The 21038-nt window shown below is 60.7% G+C and carries 19 protein-coding genes; 8 read left to right on the forward strand and 11 right to left on the reverse strand.

What is annotated here, in order from left to right; all coding sequences use genetic code 11:
- Positions 1–44: 44 nt before the first annotated feature.
- Complete coding sequence (gene quiC, locus V6Z53_RS29190; protein WP_338583222.1) at positions 45–1946, reverse strand: 3-dehydroshikimate dehydratase QuiC; 1902 nt, start codon at positions 1944–1946, stop codon at positions 45–47.
- 361 nt (positions 1947–2307) lie between these two features.
- On the opposite strand from quiC, the gene V6Z53_RS29195 reads away from it, so the two are divergent.
- Positions 2308–3645 carry an MFS transporter gene (locus V6Z53_RS29195; protein ID WP_338583223.1) on the forward strand — a complete coding sequence of 446 codons (1338 nt, stop codon included), beginning with the start codon at positions 2308–2310 and terminating at the stop codon, positions 3643–3645.
- Positions 3646–3771: 126 nt separating this feature from the next.
- Here the strand turns inward: V6Z53_RS29195 and V6Z53_RS29200 are convergent, their stop codons facing one another.
- From V6Z53_RS29200 to V6Z53_RS29215, 4 genes are all read right to left on the reverse strand, one after another.
- Positions 3772–4650 carry a DMT family transporter gene (locus V6Z53_RS29200; protein ID WP_338583224.1) on the reverse strand — a complete coding sequence of 293 codons (879 nt, stop codon included), beginning with the start codon at positions 4648–4650 and terminating at the stop codon, positions 3772–3774.
- 129 nt (positions 4651–4779) lie between these two features.
- Positions 4780–5595 carry a sugar phosphate isomerase/epimerase gene (locus tag V6Z53_RS29205; protein ID WP_338583225.1) on the reverse strand — a complete coding sequence of 272 codons (816 nt, stop codon included), beginning with the start codon at positions 5593–5595 and terminating at the stop codon, positions 4780–4782.
- 2 nt (positions 5596–5597) lie between these two features.
- On the reverse strand, positions 5598–6653 hold the full coding sequence (locus V6Z53_RS29210) for a Gfo/Idh/MocA family oxidoreductase (protein WP_338583226.1): 1056 nt from the start codon (positions 6651–6653) through the stop codon (positions 5598–5600).
- Positions 6654–6891: 238 nt separating this feature from the next.
- Complete coding sequence (locus tag V6Z53_RS29215; protein WP_338583228.1) at positions 6892–7668, reverse strand: IclR family transcriptional regulator; 777 nt, start codon at positions 7666–7668, stop codon at positions 6892–6894.
- A gap of 176 nt (positions 7669–7844) precedes the next feature.
- On the opposite strand from V6Z53_RS29215, the gene V6Z53_RS29220 reads away from it, so the two are divergent.
- The 4 genes from V6Z53_RS29220 (at position 7845) to V6Z53_RS29235 (ending at position 12470) form a co-directional block, all read left to right on the forward strand.
- Positions 7845–9593 carry an FAD-dependent oxidoreductase gene (locus V6Z53_RS29220; protein ID WP_338583229.1) on the forward strand — a complete coding sequence of 583 codons (1749 nt, stop codon included), beginning with the start codon at positions 7845–7847 and terminating at the stop codon, positions 9591–9593.
- Positions 9577–10410 carry an aldo/keto reductase gene (locus V6Z53_RS29225; protein WP_338583230.1) on the forward strand — a complete coding sequence of 278 codons (834 nt, stop codon included), beginning with the start codon at positions 9577–9579 and terminating at the stop codon, positions 10408–10410. The genes V6Z53_RS29220 and V6Z53_RS29225 overlap by 17 nt, the downstream gene beginning before the upstream one ends.
- A gap of 212 nt (positions 10411–10622) precedes the next feature.
- Positions 10623–11513 (forward strand): neutral zinc metallopeptidase, encoded by an 891-nt coding sequence (locus tag V6Z53_RS29230; RefSeq protein ID WP_338583231.1) that lies wholly within the window; start codon positions 10623–10625, stop codon positions 11511–11513.
- Positions 11514–12470: an alpha/beta hydrolase gene (locus V6Z53_RS29235; RefSeq protein ID WP_338583232.1), complete on the forward strand. Its 957-nt coding sequence runs from the start codon at positions 11514–11516 to the stop codon at positions 12468–12470. It abuts the gene before it with no gap.
- 95 nt (positions 12471–12565) lie between these two features.
- On the opposite strand, the gene V6Z53_RS29240 is transcribed toward V6Z53_RS29235, so the two are convergent.
- The 3 genes from V6Z53_RS29240 to V6Z53_RS29250 all read right to left on the reverse strand — a co-directional run bounded on the left by V6Z53_RS29240 (position 12566) and on the right by V6Z53_RS29250 (position 14701).
- Positions 12566–13159 (reverse strand): HAD family hydrolase, encoded by a 594-nt coding sequence (locus V6Z53_RS29240; protein ID WP_338583233.1) that lies wholly within the window; start codon positions 13157–13159, stop codon positions 12566–12568.
- Positions 13156–14025 (reverse strand): acyl-CoA thioesterase II, encoded by an 870-nt coding sequence (tesB, locus tag V6Z53_RS29245; RefSeq protein WP_338583234.1) that lies wholly within the window; start codon positions 14023–14025, stop codon positions 13156–13158. The genes V6Z53_RS29240 and tesB overlap by 4 nt, the downstream gene beginning before the upstream one ends.
- Positions 14026–14131: 106 nt before the next feature.
- The gene (locus V6Z53_RS29250; RefSeq protein WP_338586590.1) at positions 14132–14701 is read right to left on the reverse strand and encodes a GNAT family N-acetyltransferase; all 570 of its coding nucleotides are present in this window, start codon (positions 14699–14701) and stop codon (positions 14132–14134) included.
- Positions 14702–14779: 78 nt separating this feature from the next.
- Between V6Z53_RS29250 and V6Z53_RS29255 the strand changes: the two genes are divergently transcribed.
- Positions 14780–15700 (forward strand): histone deacetylase, encoded by a 921-nt coding sequence (locus V6Z53_RS29255; protein ID WP_338583236.1) that lies wholly within the window; start codon positions 14780–14782, stop codon positions 15698–15700.
- A 280-nt stretch (positions 15701–15980) separates the two neighbouring features.
- Positions 15981–17222, forward strand: a complete 1242-nt coding sequence (locus tag V6Z53_RS29260; RefSeq protein WP_338583237.1) for a TIGR03862 family flavoprotein — start codon at positions 15981–15983, stop codon at positions 17220–17222.
- A 117-nt stretch (positions 17223–17339) separates the two neighbouring features.
- Here V6Z53_RS29260 and V6Z53_RS29265 read toward each other — a convergent pair whose 3' ends face one another.
- Both V6Z53_RS29265 and yedA read right to left on the reverse strand, forming a co-directional pair.
- On the reverse strand, positions 17340–18677 hold the full coding sequence (locus V6Z53_RS29265) for a DEAD/DEAH box helicase (protein WP_338583238.1): 1338 nt from the start codon (positions 18675–18677) through the stop codon (positions 17340–17342).
- 67 nt (positions 18678–18744) lie between these two features.
- Positions 18745–19674: a drug/metabolite exporter YedA gene (yedA, locus tag V6Z53_RS29270; RefSeq protein WP_338583240.1), complete on the reverse strand. Its 930-nt coding sequence runs from the start codon at positions 19672–19674 to the stop codon at positions 18745–18747.
- A gap of 165 nt (positions 19675–19839) precedes the next feature.
- On the opposite strand from yedA, the gene V6Z53_RS29275 reads away from it, so the two are divergent.
- Positions 19840–20298, forward strand: a complete 459-nt coding sequence (locus V6Z53_RS29275) for an Lrp/AsnC family transcriptional regulator (protein WP_338583241.1) — start codon at positions 19840–19842, stop codon at positions 20296–20298.
- A 129-nt stretch (positions 20299–20427) separates the two neighbouring features.
- Here V6Z53_RS29275 and V6Z53_RS29280 read toward each other — a convergent pair whose 3' ends face one another.
- Positions 20428–21033: a 3'-5' exonuclease gene (locus tag V6Z53_RS29280; protein WP_034148168.1), complete on the reverse strand. Its 606-nt coding sequence runs from the start codon at positions 21031–21033 to the stop codon at positions 20428–20430.
- Positions 21034–21038: the final 5 nt, after the last annotated feature.

Consider the following 21038-nt stretch of genomic DNA (forward strand, 5'->3'; position numbering starts at 1 on the left):
AGGAAGCCGTGCGGCAGCGGTTTGTCGGCGTGTTTACGATTTTCCTACAACTTTGCCTGACGTACGGCGCCACTTCGGGATTTGGCCATGGCCGCCAGTCGCACCGCCACGTTGGCCGCGCCATAACCGGCATAGCCGTTCTTGCGCTGAATGATCTCGAAGAAGAAGCGCCCTTCGAATGGCTCGGTGTACACGTGAAACAGCTCGCCGCCCTGTGCGTCGCGATCGTACAGCACGTTGTAATACGCCAGTTCGCTGAGGAATTCATCGTCGAAATCGAAACGCGCCGCCAAGTCATCGTAGTAATTGAGCGGAATATCCAGCAGCGGGACGCCCGCCTCTTTCGCGCGGCTGACCTGGGCAAAGATGTCATCGCAATCAAACGCGATGTGATGCACGCCGGAACCGCGATAACTCGACAGCGCGTGTGAGATCGCGGTGTTGCGGTTCTCGGAAATGTTCAGCGGCAGGCGAATCGAACTGTCTCGACTGCGAAGCGCACGGCTCTTCACCAAGCCATAAGGATCGGGCAGGACCACTTCGTCGTCGGCTTCAAAATCCAGCAGGCTCTTGTAGAACAGCACCCAACTATCAAGGCTGTCGGCGGGCAGCGCGATGGCCATGTGATCGATGCGCTTCAAACCGCCGCTGGCTACCGCGTCGGGCAGCATATTGAAGTCGGTGCCGTAGACGTCGGCGTGCTGGTCCACCAGATAAATCAGGCTGCCATCCGGCGCACGCACCGCGGCGAGTTCCAGTTCATTGGGGCCGACCAGCCCGCGATAGGGCTGACCTTTATAGGCCACGGCCCGGGCCAGCGCGCTAGCGCTGTCCTTGACCCGCACGGCGGTGGCGCACAGCGACGGCCCGTGGGCTTCGAAAAAACTGTGACCGAACGAGTACGGTTCCGAGTTGAGGATCAGGTTGATATCGCCCTGGCGCAGCAGGCTGACGCTTTTGGAGCGATGCTGGCCGGCCTTGACGAAACCCAGTCGCTCCAGCCAATGGGAAAGCTTGGCGCCGAGGCTTTCGTCCACGGCGAATTCGAGAAACTCGATGCCGTTGTACTCACTGGCCTTGGGCGTCTCGAACAGAATCTCGGTATTGGCGATCGGTTGGGCTTCCTGCGCCAGACGCTCGCGGGTTTTCTCTTCCAGATACAGCAACGAGCGCAAACCGTCTGCGGCGTTGGCCCGTGGCGGTGCGGCGCGGAAACCGTCGTTGAAGATCTCCAGCGACAGCGGCCCGGTGTAGCCACTCTTGATGATCGGCGCGAGGAAGCCTGGCAAATCGAATTCGCCCTGGCCCGGAAAGCAACGAAAATGCCGGCTCCACTCCAGCACATCCATGGCCAGGATTGGCGCGTCGGCCATTTGCACGAAGAAAATCTTGTCGCCGGGGATCTCGGCAATCGCGCTCGGATCGCCCTTGAGCGACAGCGTGTGGAAGCTGTCGAGCAACACACCGAGGCTCGGATGATCCGCCTGTCGGACGATGTTCCACACCTGTTGGTACGTGTTCACGTGCCGGCCCCAGGCCAGCGCTTCATAACCAATGCGCAGACCCCGCGCACCGGCGTGTTCCGCCAGCAGGCGCAAGTCATCGACTAAAATCTGTTCATCACCGACGGAGTCGACCGAAGCGTTGCTGCACACCAGCACCAGGTCGGTGCCCAGCTCCTGCATCAGGTCGAACTTGCGCTCGGCCCGCTCCAGATTGCGCGCCAGGCGATCGCGGCGGCACCCTTCGAAGTCGCGAAACGGCTGAAACAGCGTGATGGCGATCCCGAGATCGGCGCACATCTGTTTAATTTCCCGGGGGCTGCCGTCGTAGTAGAGAAGGTCGTTCTCGAAAATCTCGACACCGTCAAAACCGGCGGCGGCAATGGCTTCGAGTTTTTCCGGCAGGGTACCGCTCAAGGACACGGTGGCAATGGAACGCTGCATGTTTCGACTCCCGGTGGTGGAGGCAATCTTGTTAGGGACATCACACGCTTTTTTGTAGGAGCACGGCTTGCCGGCGATCTCGCGAACGCCATCGCCGGCAAGCCGTGCTCCTACAGGATAGCGTTTAGCTTTGAATGAATTATTGGCCGCGAAATTCCACACAGCAATTCAAAACGTACTACCCAGTTAGTTTTTTGTGCGATTATCGAACACAATGGCTGTTGGCGAATTGACGATTTTTTGTTCACTGCGCAACATCGTCATCACATTGCGTCCTGCCAAGAACCACCGGTCGTAGTGATTAACAAACCGTTCAACGACCCAGAACACCACATAACAAATTCAAAAACGGGTGGTACACATGATTCCTACTCAAAGCTCTCGCATGGCTCCGGCCATGAGCGCTGCAACTGGTGGCATCGGCGACAAAATCCGCGGCGCCATGGCTGTCGGCAAGACCCGCTGGGGCATGCTGGCGCTGGTGTTCTTCGCCACCACCCTGAACTACATCGACCGCGCTGCCCTCGGCGTCATGCAGCCCATCCTCGCCAAGGAAATGAGCTGGACGGCGATGGACTACGCCAACATCAACTTCTGGTTCCAGGTCGGCTACGCCATCGGCTTCGTGCTGCAAGGTCGCTTGATCGACCGGGTCGGCGTCAAGCGCGTGTTCTTCTGCGCCGTGCTGCTCTGGAGCCTGGCGACCGGCGCCCATGGCCTGGCCACTTCGGCCGTCGGTTTCATGGTCTGCCGGTTCATTCTCGGCCTGACCGAAGCCGCCAACTACCCGGCCTGCGTGAAAACCACGCGCCTGTGGTTCCCGGCCGGTGAACGCGCCGTAGCCACCGGCATTTTCAACGCCGGGACCAACGTCGGTGCGATGTTCACGCCGATGCTGCTGCCGCTGATCCTGCACGTCTGGGGCTGGCAAGCCGCGTTCCTGTGCATGTCGGCACTGGGTGGGATCTGGTTGTTGTTCTGGGGCCTGAAATACTTCAACCCGGAAGATCACCCGAGCGTTAAACAGTCGGAACTGGACTACATCCAGAACGAAGTCGAACCGGAGCAAACCCGCGTACCGTTTTCGAAAATCCTGCGCATGCGTGGTACCTGGGCCTTCGCCCTCGCCTACTCGATCACCGCGCCGGTGTTCTGGTTCTACCTGTACTGGCTGCCACCGTTTCTCAATCAGCAATACAACCTTGGCATCAACGTCACCCAGATGGGCATTCCGCTGATCATCATCTACCTGACCGCCGACTTCGGCAGTGTCGGCGGCGGGATCCTCTCCTCGTTCCTGATCGGTCGCGGCGTCAACCCGATCAAGGCGCGGCTGATGTCCATGTTCCTGTTCGCCTGCTGCATCATCGGCGTGATCATGGCAGCCGGCTCCAGCAACCTGTGGGTCGCAGTGTTCGCCATCTCCCTGGCCATCGGCGCGCACCAGGCCTGGACCGCCAACATCTGGAGCCTGGTGATGGACTACACGCCCAAGCACATGATGAGTACGGTGTTCGGTTTCGGCGGCATGTGTGCGGCGATTGGCGGGATGTTCATGACTCAGTTGGTCGGCCACATCCTGACAGTCACCAACAACAACTACACCGTGCTGTTCACCCTGATCCCGGCGATGTACTTCATCGCGCTGATCTGGATGTACTTCATGGCACCGCGCAAGATTCCGACCGTCACCGACTAAACGTCGGCGCATTAACTCTGTGGGAGCCAGCCTGCTGGCGATAGCGGACAGTCATTCAACATTGATGTTGCCTGACCTACCGCCATCGCCAGCAGGCTGGCTCCCACAGTTGTTTTCGGTGACCTTCTATTTACGGCTTTGCTGCCACGCGGCCGCCAACCCACTGCAGCAAATCACGGCAATGCCGATCACGGTAGTCACCGTCGGCGTGTGGGAAAACAGCAGCCAGCCCAGCAGGCCGGCGAAGATGATCTGGCAATAGCTGAACGGTGCCAGCAGTGCCGGTGCCGCGAGACGGAAAGCCTGGGTCAAAAACAGGTGCGCCGTCATCCCGCAGGCCCCCAACGCCAGCATCATCGCGCCGTGCGCAAGGCTCGGCGTCTGCCAGAAGAACGGCACCAAAGCACTCATCACCAACGTGTTGCACAGCCCGGCGAAAAAGTTGCTGGTGGTCGGGCTGTCGATCTCGGCGAGCTTGCGCGTGAGCAATTGGTAGAAGCAGAAAAACAGCGCAGAACAGAACGGCAGCAACACCGCCGGGGTGAACAAATCACCACCAGGGTGAACGATGATCAGCACCCCGCTGAAACCGAAAATCACCGCCAGCCATTGCCCGCGAGTGACCCTCTCGCCCAACAACGGCACCGACAACGCGGTGACCAGCACAGGTGCGAGGAAGTTGACCGAAGTGGCCTCGGCCAGCGGGATGTACATCAACCCGGTGGTAAAAAACAGGCTGGTGCCCAGCAAGCAAAGCGCCCGAATCAATTGCAGCAACGGTCGCTTCGTGCGCAGCACCCGCAGCCCGGATTGCGGCAGGAAAATCCCGGCCATCAGCAACGTGTGCACCACGTAACGCGCCCAGACCACCATGACGATCGGATAGAAACCGGAGAGGTATTTGGAAAAGGCGTCGTGGCTGGAAAACAGGAAGGTTGCGACAACGATCAGCAGGATCCCCTTGAAGGGCTGATTGACGCCGGAGAGCGGGGTGCTGACGGTCATGAAGGCCTCTAAGTGAAATGGGTATGTGGCGAGGGAGCTTGCTCCCGTTGGACTGCGCAGCAGTCCCAAACAACATCGGCGACCGCTTCGCGCTCGAACGGGAGCAAGCTCCCTCGCCACAAAAGCAGGTTACATCCGCGCCAACAACTCCCGGGTTTTGTCCAAAGCCATCTGCGCCCGGTCCAAACCGCTCACACCCTGCTCCAGCAGATGCACGGTGGGAATCTCCAGGCTCAAGGGAATGTTAGCCGGCAAACACCGCAACAACCCCGGTAGATCGCAGTCGCCGTCGCCGGGAAAACGCCGTTCGTTACGGGCCTGACGCAAGATCTCGGCCATGTCTGCCGGTCGCGGCCCGGCAACGTCACACAACTGCGCATACCGTAACCGCGAAGGGGCGACGCTGACCAGATCTTCCAGTTGCGACCCGGAACGATCGAAGTGAAATGCGTCCACCAGCACCCCTCCATTTTCCCGCCCGGCGTTCTCGACGATCCGCACCGCCTGTTGCAAATTGCGCGCATCGGTCCACGGCATGAACTCCAGATGCGGATGCAGTTCGTAAGGTGCTGCCAGATCACACAGCCGGGCGAAATTTTCCGTCAGCCGTTGCTCGTCGGAATCGTTACCGGCCACCAGCAACTCACTGGCACCGAATTCGGCGCCGACCGCCAGAATTTTCTCGAAGTCGGCGACAACGGTGTCCGGTTTCAGACGCAGGATTTCAACATCCAGCACACGAATGCCGGTGTCGCGCAGACGGGCCAGGGTCTGACGGCGCAAATCGCTATCGGCGACCAAGGCAAAATGGCGTTCCTCGGGGGTTGCCGGCACCAGCCGCAAACCGACATGGCTGTAACCGGCCCGCGCCGCGACCTCGACCATCTCGGGCGGCGACAGCTCCAGCACCGTCAGGCTGGCGAGGGAAAAGATTCGTTCGCTCATGGTCAGTCCTCGATCAACGACGGTGCGCACGCGCGACCGGTTTCGGCGGCTTCGCGGATGGCTTCGATCAGCGCCAATGTGCGGGCAGCATCGGCAGCGCTCACCAGCGGCTCGACCTCCCGACGCGCAACGCGCACGAAATGCTGCAACTGCAAACGCAGGGCTTCATCGGCGCTGAATGTTTCCTCTGTCGCCTGCAACGGTTGGTGCCAGCCGCCATCAATCTCGTTGTAGTGCCAGCGTTTGAGCTGCGGAATGCTCAGCGCCCCGCCGGTCCCGGCCAGCAAATAACACGGCTGATCGGCCTGGCGCGGATACACCGGGTTCTCTCCCGAATCCAGCTCCCAACTCCAGGGCGCCGCCACCGCATCGGAGCCGGTCAGGCTGCCCAGCGCACCGTTGTCGAATTGCAGCAACACCGCCGCACAATCCTCATTGGCAAACCCGCGCACGGCGTTGTTGGTAATGGCCTGGACCTGGCGCACTTCACCGCACAAATGCCGCAGCAGGTCGAGGTCGTGGATCAGGTTGGTCAACAACATCCCCGCGCCGGACTCACGGCGCCATGGTGTCTCGAAATAACTGTCGGGTTTGCGTAATTGCCAGAGCGCCGTGACCGTGGTTAACCGCCCCAGCGCGCCGCTGCGGACAAGTTCATGGGCGCGAACGATCAACGGATTATGCCGACGGTGATGGCCGACCAGCACCGGAACGCCGCTCGCCTTCGAGGCAGCCACCAGCTCACGGGCCTCATCGAGGTGCACGCCCACCGGTTTTTCCAGCAAGACCGGCACGCCGGCCGCCAAGCAATCGAGCGCAGTGCTGACGTGCAAGGTATTGGGGTTGGCGACGATGACCGCGTCTGGCTTCACCTGCTCCAGCATCTGAAGGTGATCAGGGAAATACCTCACGCCCCATTCCGTCGCCAGGCCGGCGGCTTGCGGCCCGGGATCGGCCACCGCACACAGGGTCGCCTCCGTCAGGGTTTTCAGATGCTGGTAATGCTGCTGGCCCATGTTGCCAGCGCCGATCAGCGCGATTCGAAGGGGCGAAATCAAGATGCGGTCCTCTTGTGGTTCTTGTTGGAAGAATGACTTCCATTAATTTAGAACCCAGTTCCACAATCTTACACAGACCGATGCTGAAAGTGTTCGAATAGCGCACAGCTTCTCTAGTTGAACACCGTTCAAAATGTGGGAGCGGGCTTGCTCGCGAATGTGTTGTGTCAGTCGACATAGATGTCGGCCAATGCGCCTTCGCGAGCAAGCCCGCTCCCACATTCGATCTGCGTCGGCCTTAGCTGAACAACTCCGACGCCAGACTCGCCGCACTCAACTCCTCGGTAAACGCCAACAACAACGGCGCCAACTCGTGCAACCGCGCGCCAGGCATCCGTGCACTCGGCCCGGCAATGCTGAGTACGCCAATCACCCGACCATCCCCCGGATGCCGCACCACCGCTGCAATCGCCGAGGTGCCCACCGCCGAGCTTTCCTCGACACAGGCATAACCCTGCTCCCGCGCCAGACGCAGGCGTTCAAGCAATTCGATGTTGGAACGCGGTGCATTCGGCCCCAGCTCCAGCAGCCGGTCCGCCGCCTGGCGCTCCACCAGCGACAACGCCTCGGCATCGCTCATGCACGCCAGCCAGGCATGGCCCGAAGCGGTGTAGAACAGTGGCGCATCACGGCCCATGTCCGGGTCGTAACGCAGGCCGGAACGGGCGCCCTGAGACTTGGCGATCCAGGTCTGCCGCTCACCCTCGATTACCCCCAGACGCACCAGTTCACCGGTTTCCTGAGCCAGCCGATCAAGCACCGGCTGCACGATATCGGCGCCGCTGCTCGACAAATACCGGAACCCCATCGCCACCAGTTTGGTCGACAAGTGATAACGCAGGTTCTCCGGATTCTGCCGCACGTAGCCCAACCGGATCAGCTCGGCGAGCAGTCGGTGAGTGGCACTTTTGGGGATGTCCAGTTGCTCCGCCAGCGTCTGCATCGGTAGCCCGCGAGGGTCGCTGGTGAGGCTTTCGAGCACACTGAAAACACGTTCGATCTGACTGCCGGCCATAGGAGTTTCCACGCTAAATTTTCTCGATTCTAGAAGACAACCCGGCAAATGCGAAATCTGGAACTGAGCGTCCGATAACCGCCCGTTTTAAGCGACGCTCGCTTGCCTGCTCCGATGTGCCTCTTATATTTTCTGGAATCAGATTCCACAACAACTAAAACACCGGAGCCCAAACAATGCCTGCCGAACCGCATTTTCTTCCCGACATTGACTGCGATGTGCTGGTCGTCGGCTCCGGTGCGGCCGGGTTGTCGGCAGCCGTGACCGCCGCGTGGCATGGCCTCAAAGTCATCGTGGTGGAAAAGGACCCGGTATTTGGCGGCGCGACGGCGTGGTCCGGTGGCTGGGCCTGGGTGCCGTGCAATCCTCTGGCACGACGCGCCGGCATCGTCGAAGACGTGGAGCAGCCGCGCACCTACCTCAAACACGAATTGGGCGAACATTACGATCCGGCGATGATCGATGCCTTCCTCGAAGCCGCTCCACGGATGGTCGCGTTCTTCGAACAGCACACCTCGCTGCAATTCGCCGACGGCAATGCGATTGCCGACATTCATGGCGACACGCCAGGCGCCGGCACCGGCGGGCGCTCGGTGATCGCCGCGCCATACGACGCACGAAAAGTCGGCAAACTGCTTAAGCGTCTTCGCAAAACCATGCGGGAAACGTCCTTCATGGGCATGCCGATCATGGCGGGCGCGGACCTCACGGCGTTTCTCAATCTGACCCGCTCACTGTCGGCGGCCTGGCATGTCACTCGGCGATTTACCCGCCATCTATTCGACCTCGTCGTGCATGGCCGGGCGATGCAACTGGTCAACGGCGTGGCGTTGGTGGCGCGCCTGGCGAAATCCGCCGAGGACCTCGGCGTGTTGCTCTGGGACTCGGCGCCCGTTACGGAACTGTTGCGCGAAAACAATCAGGTTCGCGGCGCCGTGATCAGCACCGCCAAAGGCTCGGTGCGCATCCATGCACGCAAGGCCGTAGTGCTGGCGGCCGGTGGTTTCGCCAATGACATCGAACGGCGCAAAGCGCTGTTCCCGCGTACGCCGACCGGGCATGAGCATCTGGCCCTGCCGCCACTCGGCGTGTCCGGTGACGGCTTGCGACTGGGTGAAAGCGTCGGCGCCCACGTGAATGTGGACATGCAGTCCCCCGTCGCCTGGGCGCCGGTTTCGCAGGTGCCGCACGGCGACGGCAGCATCGGCCATTTCCCGCACATCATCGAACGCGGCAAACCCGGGATTATCGGCGTGCTAAGCAACGGTCAGCGCTTCGTCAACGAAGCCAATGGCTACTACGACTACGTGACAGCCATGGTTACCGCTGCCCCGCCGGGTGAAGACGTTGCTTCCTGGCTGATCTGCAGCCACCGTTTTCAGCGACGTTATGGTTTGGGGATCTCTCGGCCATTTCCCGTACCGCTGTCATCCTTTATCCGCAGCGGCTATCTGAAGACCGGCAATACCCTTGAGGAATTGGCATTGGTCTGCGGCATCGATCCACTCGGCTTGCGCAGTACCGTATCGGACTACAACCGCCATGCACGCAACGGCGAAGATCCGCAATTCGGACGCGGCTCGACACCCTACAACCGCAAACAGGGTGATGCGCTGCAACAACCCAACCCCTGCGTCGCGCCGATCGAACAAGGCCCGTTTTATGCGGTGAAGGTCCAACCCGGCTGCTTCGGCACCTTCGCCGGGCTCAAGGTCAATCAGCACGCCCAGGTCCTCGATGACTCGGGCCACGCCATCGCCGGGCTGTATGCGGCGGGCGGCGACATGGCCAGCATCATGGGCGGCCACTACCCCGCTGGCGGCATCAATATCGGCCCGGCGCTGACCTTCGGCTACATCGCCGCCCGCCACATCGCAGGAATCACCGCTTACGAAAAGGAGATCGACCATGCAGCACATCGTTAACGCACAGGGTTTGAACATGCCGAAACTCGGCCTCGGCACCTGGCCGATGCTAGGTGAAGAATGCACCCGCGCGGTGGAACAGGCGCAGGCGCTGGGCTATCGGCACATCGACACGGCCGCGGCCTACAACAACGAGGACGCAGTCGGTCAGGCGCTGGTGAACAGTCCTACACCCCGCGAGCAAATCCACGTCACCACCAAGGTCTGGCGGGATCAACTGCAACCCGATGCGATGCGCCATTCCATGGATCGCAGCCTTGAAGCCTTGCGCAGCGATTACGTCGATTTGTTCATGATCCACTGGCCCAGCACCGATTGGGATCTGCCGCGCACGATTGAAACGTTGGTGTCGTTCAAGGAACAAGGCCTGGCACGCAACATCGGCGTGGCGAATTTTCCACTGCCCCTGCTGCGCAAAGTCGTCGAAGAGCTGGGTGCGCCGCTGTCAGCGATTCAGGTCGAATACCACGTACTGCTCGGACAAAACGCACTGCTGAACTACGCCCGTCAACACGACTTGGCGCTTACGGCCTACACGCCACTGGCGCGAAACAAGGTGTCAGACGTCCCGGCACTCCAGCAGATCGCCGCCAAACACGGGGTATTGCCAACCCAGGTCGCGCTGAAATGGTTGCTCGATCAACCGAACGTAGCAGCGATCCCCAAAGCCAGCAGCGAAGCCAATCAACTGGCCAATCTCGCGGCACTCAATGTGAAACTGGATGACCAGGATCGCGCCTTGATCGCCAGCCTGTCCAAACGCGAGCGTCAGGTCAGCCCGGACTTTGCGCCGGAGTGGGATGCGTTCGACGAATAATCCGCAGGACCGGCGATCGCCCTCTGGAGAAAAACCCGGCGCCGGACGGAATTCGATGGGTTATCCGCGTTCAATACAAGCCTGAATCGTTCTCGGCAGCCTTCACGGGTTGCCGGGAATAGTTGCGTGCGTGGCAAAAGCCGGACGACCGGACTGGCGCCGCTCCCACTTGGCAGCAACACTCATCGCACGGACAACCAGAGGATTCCCACATGCTATGGAAAAAAGGCCGACGCAGCGACAACGTGGTCGATGCCCGTGGCGATGATGTCGGCGGCGGTGGCGGCGGAATGCGCTTTGGTGGCGGCAAAGGTCTGAGCCTGACAGCGATTCTGTTGATCGTCGGGATCGGCTGGATCACCGGCCAGGACCCGATGCAAATCCTCGGGCAACTGACCGGCCAGATGGACCAATCCGCACCCACCACAACCCAGACCCGTAAGGCGCCACCGGCCAATGACGAAGGTGCCGAATTCGTCCGTTCGATCCTTGGCGACACCGAAGACACCTGGCGGCAGATTTTCCAGCAGGGCGGCCGTGAGTACAAAGATCCGACGCTGGTGCTGTTCAGCAATCGGGTGAATTCGGCCTGCGGTCTGGCGACCTCGGCGACCGGTCCGTTCTATTGCCCGGCAGACCAGAAGGTTTATCTGGACATGGCATTCTTCCAGGAGATGTCACAGCGCTTTTCCGCCGCCGGCGATTTTGCCCAGGCCTACGTGATCGCTCACGAAGTCGGACACCATGTACAGACCTTGCTTGGTGTTTCCGCGAAAATTCAGACAGCCCGCCAGCAAGGCCGGCAGATGGAAGGCGACGGCGGTTTGCTGGTGCGTCAGGAATTGCAGGCTGATTGTCTGGCCGGGGTCTGGGCCAACAACGCGCAGCAGCGATTGAACTGGCTGGAACCGGGCGACATCGAAGAAGCACTGAATGCGGCGAACGCCATCGGCGACGATCGCTTGCAGCAACAGGGTCAGGGCCGCGTGGTGCCGGACTCGTTTACCCATGGTACGTCAGCGCAACGGGTGCGCTGGTTCAAAACCGGATTCGCCCAGGGCCAGGTTGGCCAGTGCGATACCTTTGCGGCGAAAAATCTGTAAATGAAGAAGTGGTTGTTGGTTTTGCTGTTCACTTGCGCAACGTCCCAGGCCCAAGAGCATGGGGTCAAAGAGCTCAGTCCCGGGCGCCTGCTGTTGAAGTCGGGTGAAATAGCGGTAGGCATCAGTCCCGCTCCGGCAAAAATCGAGCGCGTGTTGATCATCCTCCATGGTCGGTTACGTAATGCGCAAACCTATCTCCACAGCGGCGTACAGGCAGCGCAACTGGCCGGGCAAAGCGACACGACCCTGGTGATCGCCCCGCAATTCCTCAATGAAAACGACGTCGCGCTGCACCCGGTAGCCGATACCGTTTTGCGCTGGCAAGGCAACGAGTGGATGGCGGGTGGCGAATCCACCGCGCCGTTTCGTCTGAGTTCCTACGAGGCACTGGACGAAATCATCGCGCGGTTGGGTGATCGCCAGCAGTTTCCGGATGTGAAGCAAATCGTCATCGCCGGGCACTCCGGTGGTGCTCAAGTGGTGCAGCGCTACGCTTTGCTGGGCCACGATCAATCGGCCCTGGAAGCCGCAGGCGTAAAGCTGCGCTACGTGATTGCCAATCCTTCTTCCTATGCATATTTCGATGAGCGCCGACCGGTGGCTTTCAACCATGCCGCGTGTCCGGACTTCAATCGCTGGAAGTACGGGCTGACAGATTTGCCCGCCTACGCTGAAGGACAAAGCGCCGCGCAGTTGCAGGAAAAATACCTCAAGCGCGACGTCGTTTATTTACTCGGGCAACAGGACATCGACCCGAACCATCCGGCGCTGGACAAGCGTTGTGAAGCAAAAGCTCAAGGCCCGTATCGATTGGCCCGTGGGCGGTTTTACTTCGATTACCTGAAGCGGCTGCAACCGCAAGGGTTGAACCAGCAGCTGATTGAAGTGCCCGGGGTTGGGCATAACGGCGATGGGATGTTTACATCGCCGGAGGGGCAGAAGGCGTTGTTTCAGTAACCGCAAAAAGATCGCAGCCTTCGGCAGCTCCTACAGGGGGTACTCGATTCCCCTGTAGGAGCTGCCGAAGGCTGCGATCTTTTGACCTTAATAAATCAAGCCGAGAGCATCCGCTGCAACTCGACACAATCCGCCGCATGCCAATCCGTCAGCTCCGGCCACGGATTATCCGGCAGGTTCACCAGCACCGTCCGCGCCCCTGCCGCCCGACCGCAATCCAGATCAAAGCGATAATCCCCAACCATCACCATCTCGCTCGTCGGCACATTCCAGGCTTCGGCCAGCTTCAACAACCCACCGGGATGGGGTTTCGGCGGCGCTTCATCACGACCCAGCACATCCTCCACCGCGAAGCAGTCCGCCAGGCCGATTGCCTCCAGCGTGACATGCGCCAGTTCACGGGCATTGCGCGTAAGAATGCCCAGACGATAACCACGCCCAGCCAATTCGCGCACCAGTTCGACGGCGCCCACGGCCGGTTTCGAACCCAGCGCCAGATCCCGCTCATGCTCCAGCAGCCACGCATGTTTGGCCGCCGCTTCATCGGCCGGCAGCGCGGCGAGGTGAGTGAGAATGTCGTCTTCAGCCGGGATCGCCAACGCCACGCGAATGGCCGCGAAGTCATGCACGGCGACGGTCAGGGTGCCGTCCATGTCGAACACCCAATGGCGCACGTCGGTGAGGCTCATGCCCAATCCTTGCGGTGACGGATCAGGCCTTCCTGCGTGACCGAAGCCACCAGTTGCCCGGCGCGGTTGAACACGCTGCCACGGTTGAACCCGCGCGAGTTGCCGGCCCAAGGGCTGTCCATCGCGTACAGCAACCAGTCATCGGCACGCAGGTTGGCGTGGAACCACAGCGCGTGGTCGAGGCTGGCGACTTGCATATCCTTGTGCCAGACCGATTTGCCATGAGGCTGCATCGAGGTGACGAGCAAGCCGAAATCCGAGGCATAGGCCAGCAAGTATTTGTGCAGCGCAGGAGAGTCGATCAAGGCACCGTCGGCGCGAAACCAGACGTACTTGATCGGGTCGGACGGCAGCGGGTTGTAGGGGTCTTTCTCGGTAATCGGACGGAATTCGATCGGCTTCGGGCACAGCAGTTTTTCACGCATGTGCTCGGGGATCAGGTGCGCACGCTGCTGGGTGATTTCCAGCTCTGACGGCAGGTTTTCCGGGCCGACCACTTGCGGCATTTCGGTCTGGTGCTCGAAACCTTGTTCGTCGTACTGGAACGAAGCGCTGCACGTGAAGATCGGGTGGCCCTTCTGGATCGCGGTCACCCGGCGCGTGCTGAAACTGCCGCCGTCGCGTACGCGGTCAACGGAATACACCACCGGCAACTTGGCATCGCCTGGACGCAAAAAGTAGCCGTGCATCGAATGCACATGGCGCGCCTCTTCCACCGTCTGACTGGCCGCCGACAACGACTGACCGAGCACCTGGCCACCGAACAGCTGGCGAAATCCCAGGTCCTGGCTGCGGCCACGGAACAGGTTTTCTTCGATAGGTTCCAGGCTCAGCAGGTCGACCAGATCATCCAACACTTGGCTCATTCAGACTCTCCTCACACAACGCAATGCCGCGCAGTCTTGGCTGCGTCGGTCGATTCAATTTCTGGCCCGTGCCATCATGAGGGCCATTGTAAACGTCCGTGTCAGGTTATCCATGCAAGGTTTGCAGCCATTGTTCACGGCTGATGCGGTATAGAACGTGATGACGCAGGGGATGACCGACAGCGAGCTTCGGGTGCTCGAAGTCATCGGCCGGATCGTGATGCATGCCAATTGCCTGCATGACTTTCTGCGACGGCAAGTTGCTGTCGGCCGTGAACGACACGACTTCGTTCACCGCCAAACGGTCAAACCCGCAGCGTAGAGCAGTCCACGCGGCCTCGCTGGCATAGCCCAGGCCCCAGTGTTCCCGCGCCAGGCGCCAGCCGATTTCGATAGCCGGGGTGAACGGCGCATCGAAACCGACCACGCCAAGCCCGGTAAAACCTATGAACTGGCCGGTGTCCTTGCGCTCCAGCGCCCAGAGACCATAACCGTGCTCGGCAAAATGACCACGGACTCGCCCGATCAATGAAGCGCTTTCCAGTCGGCTCAAGGGCGCCGGAAAATAGCGCATGACCTGCGGATCGGCGCACATTGCGGCAAATTCCGGCAAATCCTCATCGCGCCATTGCCGCAACAGCAGCCGAGCGCTCGCCAGTTCCAGTATCGGCTCCATCATGCCCCTCCCCCATTTCCATGCTGCAAGTCTACAACGCTGGTAGGATCCGTCTCTCATTCCTGCTTGAAATCATCAATGCCGCTCCCGCTGATTTATCACGAAGACTACAGCCCCGAATTTCCGGCGGATCATCGCTTTCCGATGGACAAGTTTCGACTGTTGCGCGATCACCTGGTGGACAGCGGCCTGACCAGTGACGCTGATTTGCTGCGCCCGCAACTGTGCCCCGCAGAGATTCTCGCCCTCGCCCATGACCCTTCGTATATCGAACGCTACATGAGTGGCGAGTTGTCCCGCGAGGATCAGCGCCGCCTCGGCCTACCCTGGAGCGAAGCCCTGGCGCGGCGCACGGTGCGGGCGGTCGGTGGTTCGCTGCTGGCGGCCGAGCAGGCGTTGGAACATGGGCTGGCCTGTCACCTGGCTGGCGGCACTCACCATGCGCATTACGACTACCCGGCCGGGTTCTGCATCTTCAACGACCTGGCAGTGATCAGCCACTTCATGCTGCAAAGCGGTCGTGTGAATCGGGTGCTGATCTTCGATTGCGACGTGCATCAGGGCGACGGGACTGCACGGATTCTGCACAACACCCCGGAAGCCATCACCGTTTCCCTGCACTGCGAAAAGAATTTTCCTGCACGAAAAGCCGAAAGTGACTGGGACATTCCACTGCCCAATGGCATGGGCGATGCCGACTACCTGAAGGTGGTGGACGACGCACTCAACTACTTGCTGCCGCTTTATCAACCGGACCTGGTGCTGTACGACGCCGGGGTCGATGTGCACAAAGACGACGCCCTCGGTTACCTGAAGCTGACAGACGAAGGCGTCGCCGCCCGTGATGAAAGCGTGATGCGCCATTGCCTGGGCCGGGATATTCCGGTGGTCGGAGTGATTGGCGGCGGCTACAGCAAGGACCGTCATGCCTTGGCCCGGCGTCACGGCATCCTCCATCACAGCGCGAAACGCGTCTGGCAGTCATCAGGTTGTCACTGACCTGTGGATGCTTTACCCACAATGCCTGTGGAACCGCCTGTGGATAACCTGAGTGAAAGGGACTACAGCCCACGCGGCGTATGGGCTACAGACCACTGATTGTTTTTTAACCAGCATTGGCAAACACCACTGAACCCTGTGGGAGCGGGCTTGCCCGCGATGAGGCCGGCACATCTACATCTTTGTTGACTGACAGTCCGCTATCGCGGGCAAGCCCGCTCCCACAGTAATCGTGTACTGCTAGAATGCGCGCCAAATCCGCCACACCGCAGCTTCTACCATGACTCAGCCGAGCACTTCCCTCCCCCTTCAAGTCGCCATCATCGGCGGCGGCCCCGCTGGCCTGATGGCCGCGGAAGTGTTGAGCCAGGCCGGGATCAAAGTCGACCTGTACGACGGCATGCCCTCGGTAGGCAGGAAATTTCTGCTCGCCGGTGTCGGCGGCATGAACATCACCCATTCCGAAGCCTACCCCGCGTTCCTCTCGCGTTACGCCGAACGCGCTCCGCAAATCGCCCCGCTGCTGCGCGGCTTTGGCGCCGATGCGTTGTGCCAGTGGATTCATGAACTGGGCATCGAAACCTTCGTCGGCAGCTCCGGCCGTGTATTCCCCACCGATATGAAAGCTGCGCCGCTGTTACGCGCCTGGCTCAAACGCCTGCGCGACAGCGGCGTAGTTATCCACACCCGCCACCGCTGGCTTGGCTGGGATGAACAAGGTGATTTGCACATCGCCAGCCCCGAAGGCGAAAAAACCGTACACGCCAACGCCACCCTGCTCGCCCTCGGCGGCGGCAGTTGGTCGCGCCTTGGCTCGGACGGCGCATGGATGCTGCCACTGGAGCAACGCGGTGTAGGACTGGCGCCGTTACAGCCGAGTAATTGCGGCTTCGAGGTGCAGGCCTGGAGCGAACTGATGGTCAGCAAATTCGCCGGCGCCCCGCTGAAAAATATCGCCATCGGCCTCAACGACGACGTGCCACGGCTCGGCGAATGCGTGATCACCGCCACCGGCATCGAAGGCAGTTTGATTTATGCGCTGTCGGCATCTATTCGCGAAGCGATCAATCTGCACGGTTCGGCCACGATTCACATCGATCTCCTGCCCGGCAGGCCTGTGGATAAAGTTCAGGCTGCATTGAGCAAACCCCGGGGTTCGCGCTCCATGGCCAAGCACCTGCACAGTCAGTTGGGCATCGATGGCGTGAAAGCAGCGTTGTTGCGGGAGTTGACCACTGCCGAATCCTTCGCCGACCCGGCCCTGCTTGCCAAAGCGATCAAGGCGTTGCCCCTGACACTGGTGAAAACCCGTCCACTGGACGAAGCCATCAGCAGCGCGGGTGGCGTGTTGTTCGAAGCGATGGATGAGCGCTTGATGCTCAAGCAACTGCCGGGCGTGTTTTGCGCGGGAGAGATGCTGGACTGGGAAGCACCGACGGGCGGCTATCTGCTGACCGCGTGTTTCGCCAGTGGGCGTGCGGCGGGGTTGGGAATGGTTGATTGGTTGCAGCGCAAGGGCTGATGACCGCGCAGCTCCCATCGCCAGCAGGCTGGCTCCCACAGGGGATTTGTGTCGCTCACAAAAAACCTGTGGGAGCCAGCCTGCTGGCGATGACGGCCTAACAGACGCAGTGCGTAATCAAGGCTTACGCTTACGCGGCCCAGTATTGAACACCGGCACTTTTCGCACAGGCTTGATCGAAGGCTCCACCGGCGCAGCTTCCCCGCTGTCCACCCACTTACCGAGGTTGCGCTTGCCGCCACCACCCGAGGCTTTTGGCTTCTTCGGTTTCTTCGGCTTCTTGACCACCTGACCACTGGCATCGGTGTCCGGCACGCGGTGCTCGGGTTCGAAGTCCGGCTCGCTCTGACGCTTCAAGGTCTGGCGGGTCAGCATCTCGATGGCCGACAGCAAATTCACTTCATCGGCGCACACCAAGGAAATCGCCTCGCCGGTCGAGCCCGCGCGGCCGGTACGACCGATGCGGTGGATGTAATCCTCGGCCACGATAGGCAAGTCGAAGTTGACCACCAACGCCAAGTCTTCGATGTCCAGGCCACGGGCCGCGACGTCGGTGGCGACCAGGATCTGCACTTCACTCGCCTTGAAACGGTCCAGTGCGCGTTGACGGGTTGCCTGGGGTTTGTCGCCGTGGATGCCGTCGGCGTTGATGCCCAGGCCCTGGAGTTTTTCCACCAGCGCGTCCACGCCGTTACGGGTCTTGGCGAACACCAACACTTGCTTCCACTTGCCCTTGCGCATCAGATGCACGAACAGTTCCGGCTTGCGCTTCTTGTCCACCGTCACGATCCATTGCTTGACCGTATTGGCCGCCACGTTGCGCGGGCTCACTTCAACCGTCAGCGGATCGTTGAGCATCTGCCCGGCCAGCAGGCGGATGTCGTCGGAGAACGTCGCGGAGAACAACAGCGTCTGACGCTTCTTCGGCAGCGCGCGGTAAATGTTCGCCAGCTCTTCGGAAAAGCCCAGGTCGAGCATGCGGTCGGCTTCGTCCAGCACCAGGGTTTGCAGCTGGTTGAACTTCAGCGCGTTCTGGCGGAACAGGTCGAGCAAACGGCCCGGGGTCGCCACCAGCAGGTCGACGCCGCTGCGCAGCTTCATCATTTGCGGGTTGATGCTGACGCCGCCGTACACCGCATAAGTGCGCAATGGCAGGTTTTCGGCGTACTGGCGCACGGCTTCATGAACCTGCTCGGCCAGTTCACGGGTCGGTACCAGGATCAGTGCGCGCACAGAGTTGGCGGTGACTTTCGGCCCTTCCATGGCCAGCAGTTGCAGCAGCGGCAAGGCGAAACCGGCGGTCTTGCCAGTACCGGTCTGGGCGGCGGCCATCAGGTCACGACCGGCCAGCACCGCCGGAATGGCTTGCGCCTGAACCGGCGTCGGAGTCTGGTAGCCGAGCGTCTCGAGGGAGCGCAGCAAGGGTTCGATCAGGCCAAGGGTGGCGAAAGTCATGGGAATACCGTAGGAAAATTCAGCGCGGGGTTGTTCAAAACGAACGTGCAATGCCGCGCAGTTTACCCTAATTCACACGGGATTCTGTCGACACGACCTTCACCGTCGGCAGCGTCGGTGCACGGCGCCACTGCGGCAGGCCAATCAGCACCACGGCGCTGATGATCACGGCCATCGCCAAAGCTTCTTCGATGCCAATGGTCTCGCCGACGAACACGATCCCCAGCAACACCGCCACCGCCGGGTTGACGTAGGCATAACTGGTCGCGGCCGCCGGACGCACGTGTTTCAACAGGTACATGTAGGCGTTGAAGGCGATGATCGAACCGAACACGGTCAGGTACGCCAGCGCGGCCCAGCCTTCGATTGGCGGGATTTTTTCCAGGTGTTCACCGCTCACGGCGCTGGCGATCAGCAACACCACGCCACCCACCAGCATTTCCACGGCACTGGCCATCGCGCCTTGCGGCAACGGCAAGTGCTTGCTCCACACCGAGCCGAAGGCCCAGGTTGCCGCCGCAAATATCAGCAACGCCGCCCCCAACGGGCTCGACTGCAGGTTGGAGCCGAGGTTGAGCATGGCGATACCAATCAGCCCGAGCACAATCCCGGCCCATTCGAGACGGGTATTACGCGCGCCCCAGAAATATCCACAGAGCAAGGTAAACAACGGCACCGTCGCCACCGCCAACGCAGCGACTCCGGAAGCCACGCCCGTGTGCTCGGCCACGCTGACCGCGCCGTTACCGCACGCCAGCAACAGAATCCCGATGATCCCCGCGGCTTTCCATTGCGCCCAGGTCGGTGCCGGCGCCCCGCGCCAGCGCAGGAAGGCGTACATCAAAGTCCCGGCAATCACGAAGCGAATGCCCGCCAGCAGCAACGGCGGCCAGTACTCCACGCCGATACGGATCACCAGATAGGTCGAGCCCCAAATCACGTACAAGGCGAAAAAGGCAGCGATCAAGGGTAAGGGAAAGCGACGAAGGCCAGACATGAGGGCAGCTCACAGGCAAGGACAAGTGAACGCCTATTCTAAAAAGGCCAGCGCCGGAAAATAAGTTACAAAACCTGTTTAAAGCGCCGGTACACTTTTCAAAACACGGACTTCAGCGCTATAAACCGTGCTTTCGAAAGTTGGTCATTTTTCAGGAGTCATCCGATGGATAAGTACGACCGCATGCTGCTCAGCGCGCTGCTGGAAAACGGTCGCGCGTCCTACGCGGACCTCGCGCGCAAGGTCAACCTGTCTGCCCCGGCCGTGGCAGAGCGCGTGGCCAAACTCGAAACCAGCGGCGTGATCACCGGGTATCAGGCAAAAGTTGATATGGCCAAGCTCGGCCTGCCGATCCAGTGCGTGATCGAACTGCGCCTGAACCAGCACGGCAACCAGAAAGCCTACGACGACCTGATCAAAATTCCGCAATTGACGGAGTGCCATCGGGTGACCGGCGATCCGTGCGTGATCATGCAAGCGGCGGTGGGTTCGATGCCTGAGCTGGAGGAGTTGATCAACAGGATTGCGACGTTCGGGTTCAGCAAGACGTCGATTGTGTTGTCGAGTGCGATAGAGAAGCGGGTGCCGTTGGGGCACATCGAAAGCAATGGCAAACAAACCTGAAATCAACACATATCAATGTGGGAGCCAGCCTGCTGGCGATTGCGGTGGCTCAGCCAACCAAGAGGTTGAATGACACACCGCCATCGCCAGCAGGCTAGCTCCCACAGGGGTTACTTGCAGGACTCGGGATCAGCGGTAGCGCTGGAGGTGCTCGGTTACTTTGGCTGCCGGCACTTTCTGCAACTTGCACAGCAAATCATGAGACAGCTCGCGCAAGCCGTGCTTGTGCCGCAGCTCTTCAGCCAAATGCGCAGTCAGGTTGGCCGCCATCTCGGCATCGGCCATTGCCCGGTGAGCCTTGCCGGTGTGCGGCAGATTGGCGAAGGTGGTGAGGGTGCCGAGTTTGTGGTTCGGTGCGGCGGGCATCAGGCGTCGGGCCAGCAGCAACGAACAGGCAAAATTCTGCAACCGGGTGCGTTTGATCCGCCCCAATTCAAAGTCCCAGAACTTCTGGTCGAACGCGGCGTTGTGCGCGAGCAACGGCGTGATGCCGACGAATTCGTTGACCTCGTTCATCACCTGCTCGGCCGACGGCGCTGTGCGCAGCATGGCGTTGCTGATGCCGGTGAGTTGTTCGATGAAGGCCGGGACGCGCACGCCGGCGTTCATCAGGCTCTGGTAACGCTCGACGATGCGCCCCTGTTCGAGAATCACCACGGCGATTTCCGTGGCCCGGCAGCTGCTGCTCGGGGAGATTCCGGTGGTTTCAAAGTCGATGACTGCTATGCGTTCCAAACCTG

This window comes from Pseudomonas sp. MAG733B (assembly GCF_036884845.1).
Taxonomy (GTDB): Bacteria; Pseudomonadota; Gammaproteobacteria; order Pseudomonadales; family Pseudomonadaceae; genus Aquipseudomonas.

Excerpts from the sequence above, each read along its gene's own strand:
- V6Z53_RS29275 (WP_338583241.1), top strand. The coding sequence starts at position 19,840 with ATGGATAAGTACGACCGCATGCTGCTCAGCGCGCTGCTGGAAAACGGT.
- V6Z53_RS29200 (WP_338583224.1), bottom strand. The coding sequence starts at position 4,650 with ATGACCGTCAGCACCCCGCTCTCCGGCGTCAATCAGCCCTTCAAGGGG.
- yedA (WP_338583240.1), bottom strand. The coding sequence starts at position 19,674 with ATGTCTGGCCTTCGTCGCTTTCCCTTACCCTTGATCGCTGCCTTTTTC.
- V6Z53_RS29255 (WP_338583236.1), top strand. The coding sequence starts at position 14,780 with ATGCCGCTCCCGCTGATTTATCACGAAGACTACAGCCCCGAATTTCCG.
- V6Z53_RS29225 (WP_338583230.1), top strand. The coding sequence starts at position 9,577 with ATGCAGCACATCGTTAACGCACAGGGTTTGAACATGCCGAAACTCGGC.
- V6Z53_RS29215 (WP_338583228.1), bottom strand. The coding sequence starts at position 7,668 with ATGGCCGGCAGTCAGATCGAACGTGTTTTCAGTGTGCTCGAAAGCCTC.
- V6Z53_RS29260 (WP_338583237.1), top strand. The coding sequence starts at position 15,981 with ATGACTCAGCCGAGCACTTCCCTCCCCCTTCAAGTCGCCATCATCGGC.
- V6Z53_RS29250 (WP_338586590.1), bottom strand. The coding sequence starts at position 14,701 with ATGGAGCCGATACTGGAACTGGCGAGCGCTCGGCTGCTGTTGCGGCAA.
- V6Z53_RS29195 (WP_338583223.1), top strand. The coding sequence starts at position 2,308 with ATGATTCCTACTCAAAGCTCTCGCATGGCTCCGGCCATGAGCGCTGCA.
- V6Z53_RS29240 (WP_338583233.1), bottom strand. The coding sequence starts at position 13,159 with ATGAGCCTCACCGACGTGCGCCATTGGGTGTTCGACATGGACGGCACC.
- tesB (WP_338583234.1), bottom strand. The coding sequence starts at position 14,025 with ATGAGCCAAGTGTTGGATGATCTGGTCGACCTGCTGAGCCTGGAACCT.
- V6Z53_RS29220 (WP_338583229.1), top strand. The coding sequence starts at position 7,845 with ATGCCTGCCGAACCGCATTTTCTTCCCGACATTGACTGCGATGTGCTG.
- quiC (WP_338583222.1), bottom strand. The coding sequence starts at position 1,946 with ATGCAGCGTTCCATTGCCACCGTGTCCTTGAGCGGTACCCTGCCGGAA.
- V6Z53_RS29205 (WP_338583225.1), bottom strand. The coding sequence starts at position 5,595 with ATGAGCGAACGAATCTTTTCCCTCGCCAGCCTGACGGTGCTGGAGCTG.
- V6Z53_RS29265 (WP_338583238.1), bottom strand. The coding sequence starts at position 18,677 with ATGACTTTCGCCACCCTTGGCCTGATCGAACCCTTGCTGCGCTCCCTC.
- V6Z53_RS29230 (WP_338583231.1), top strand. The coding sequence starts at position 10,623 with ATGCTATGGAAAAAAGGCCGACGCAGCGACAACGTGGTCGATGCCCGT.
- V6Z53_RS29235 (WP_338583232.1), top strand. The coding sequence starts at position 11,514 with ATGAAGAAGTGGTTGTTGGTTTTGCTGTTCACTTGCGCAACGTCCCAG.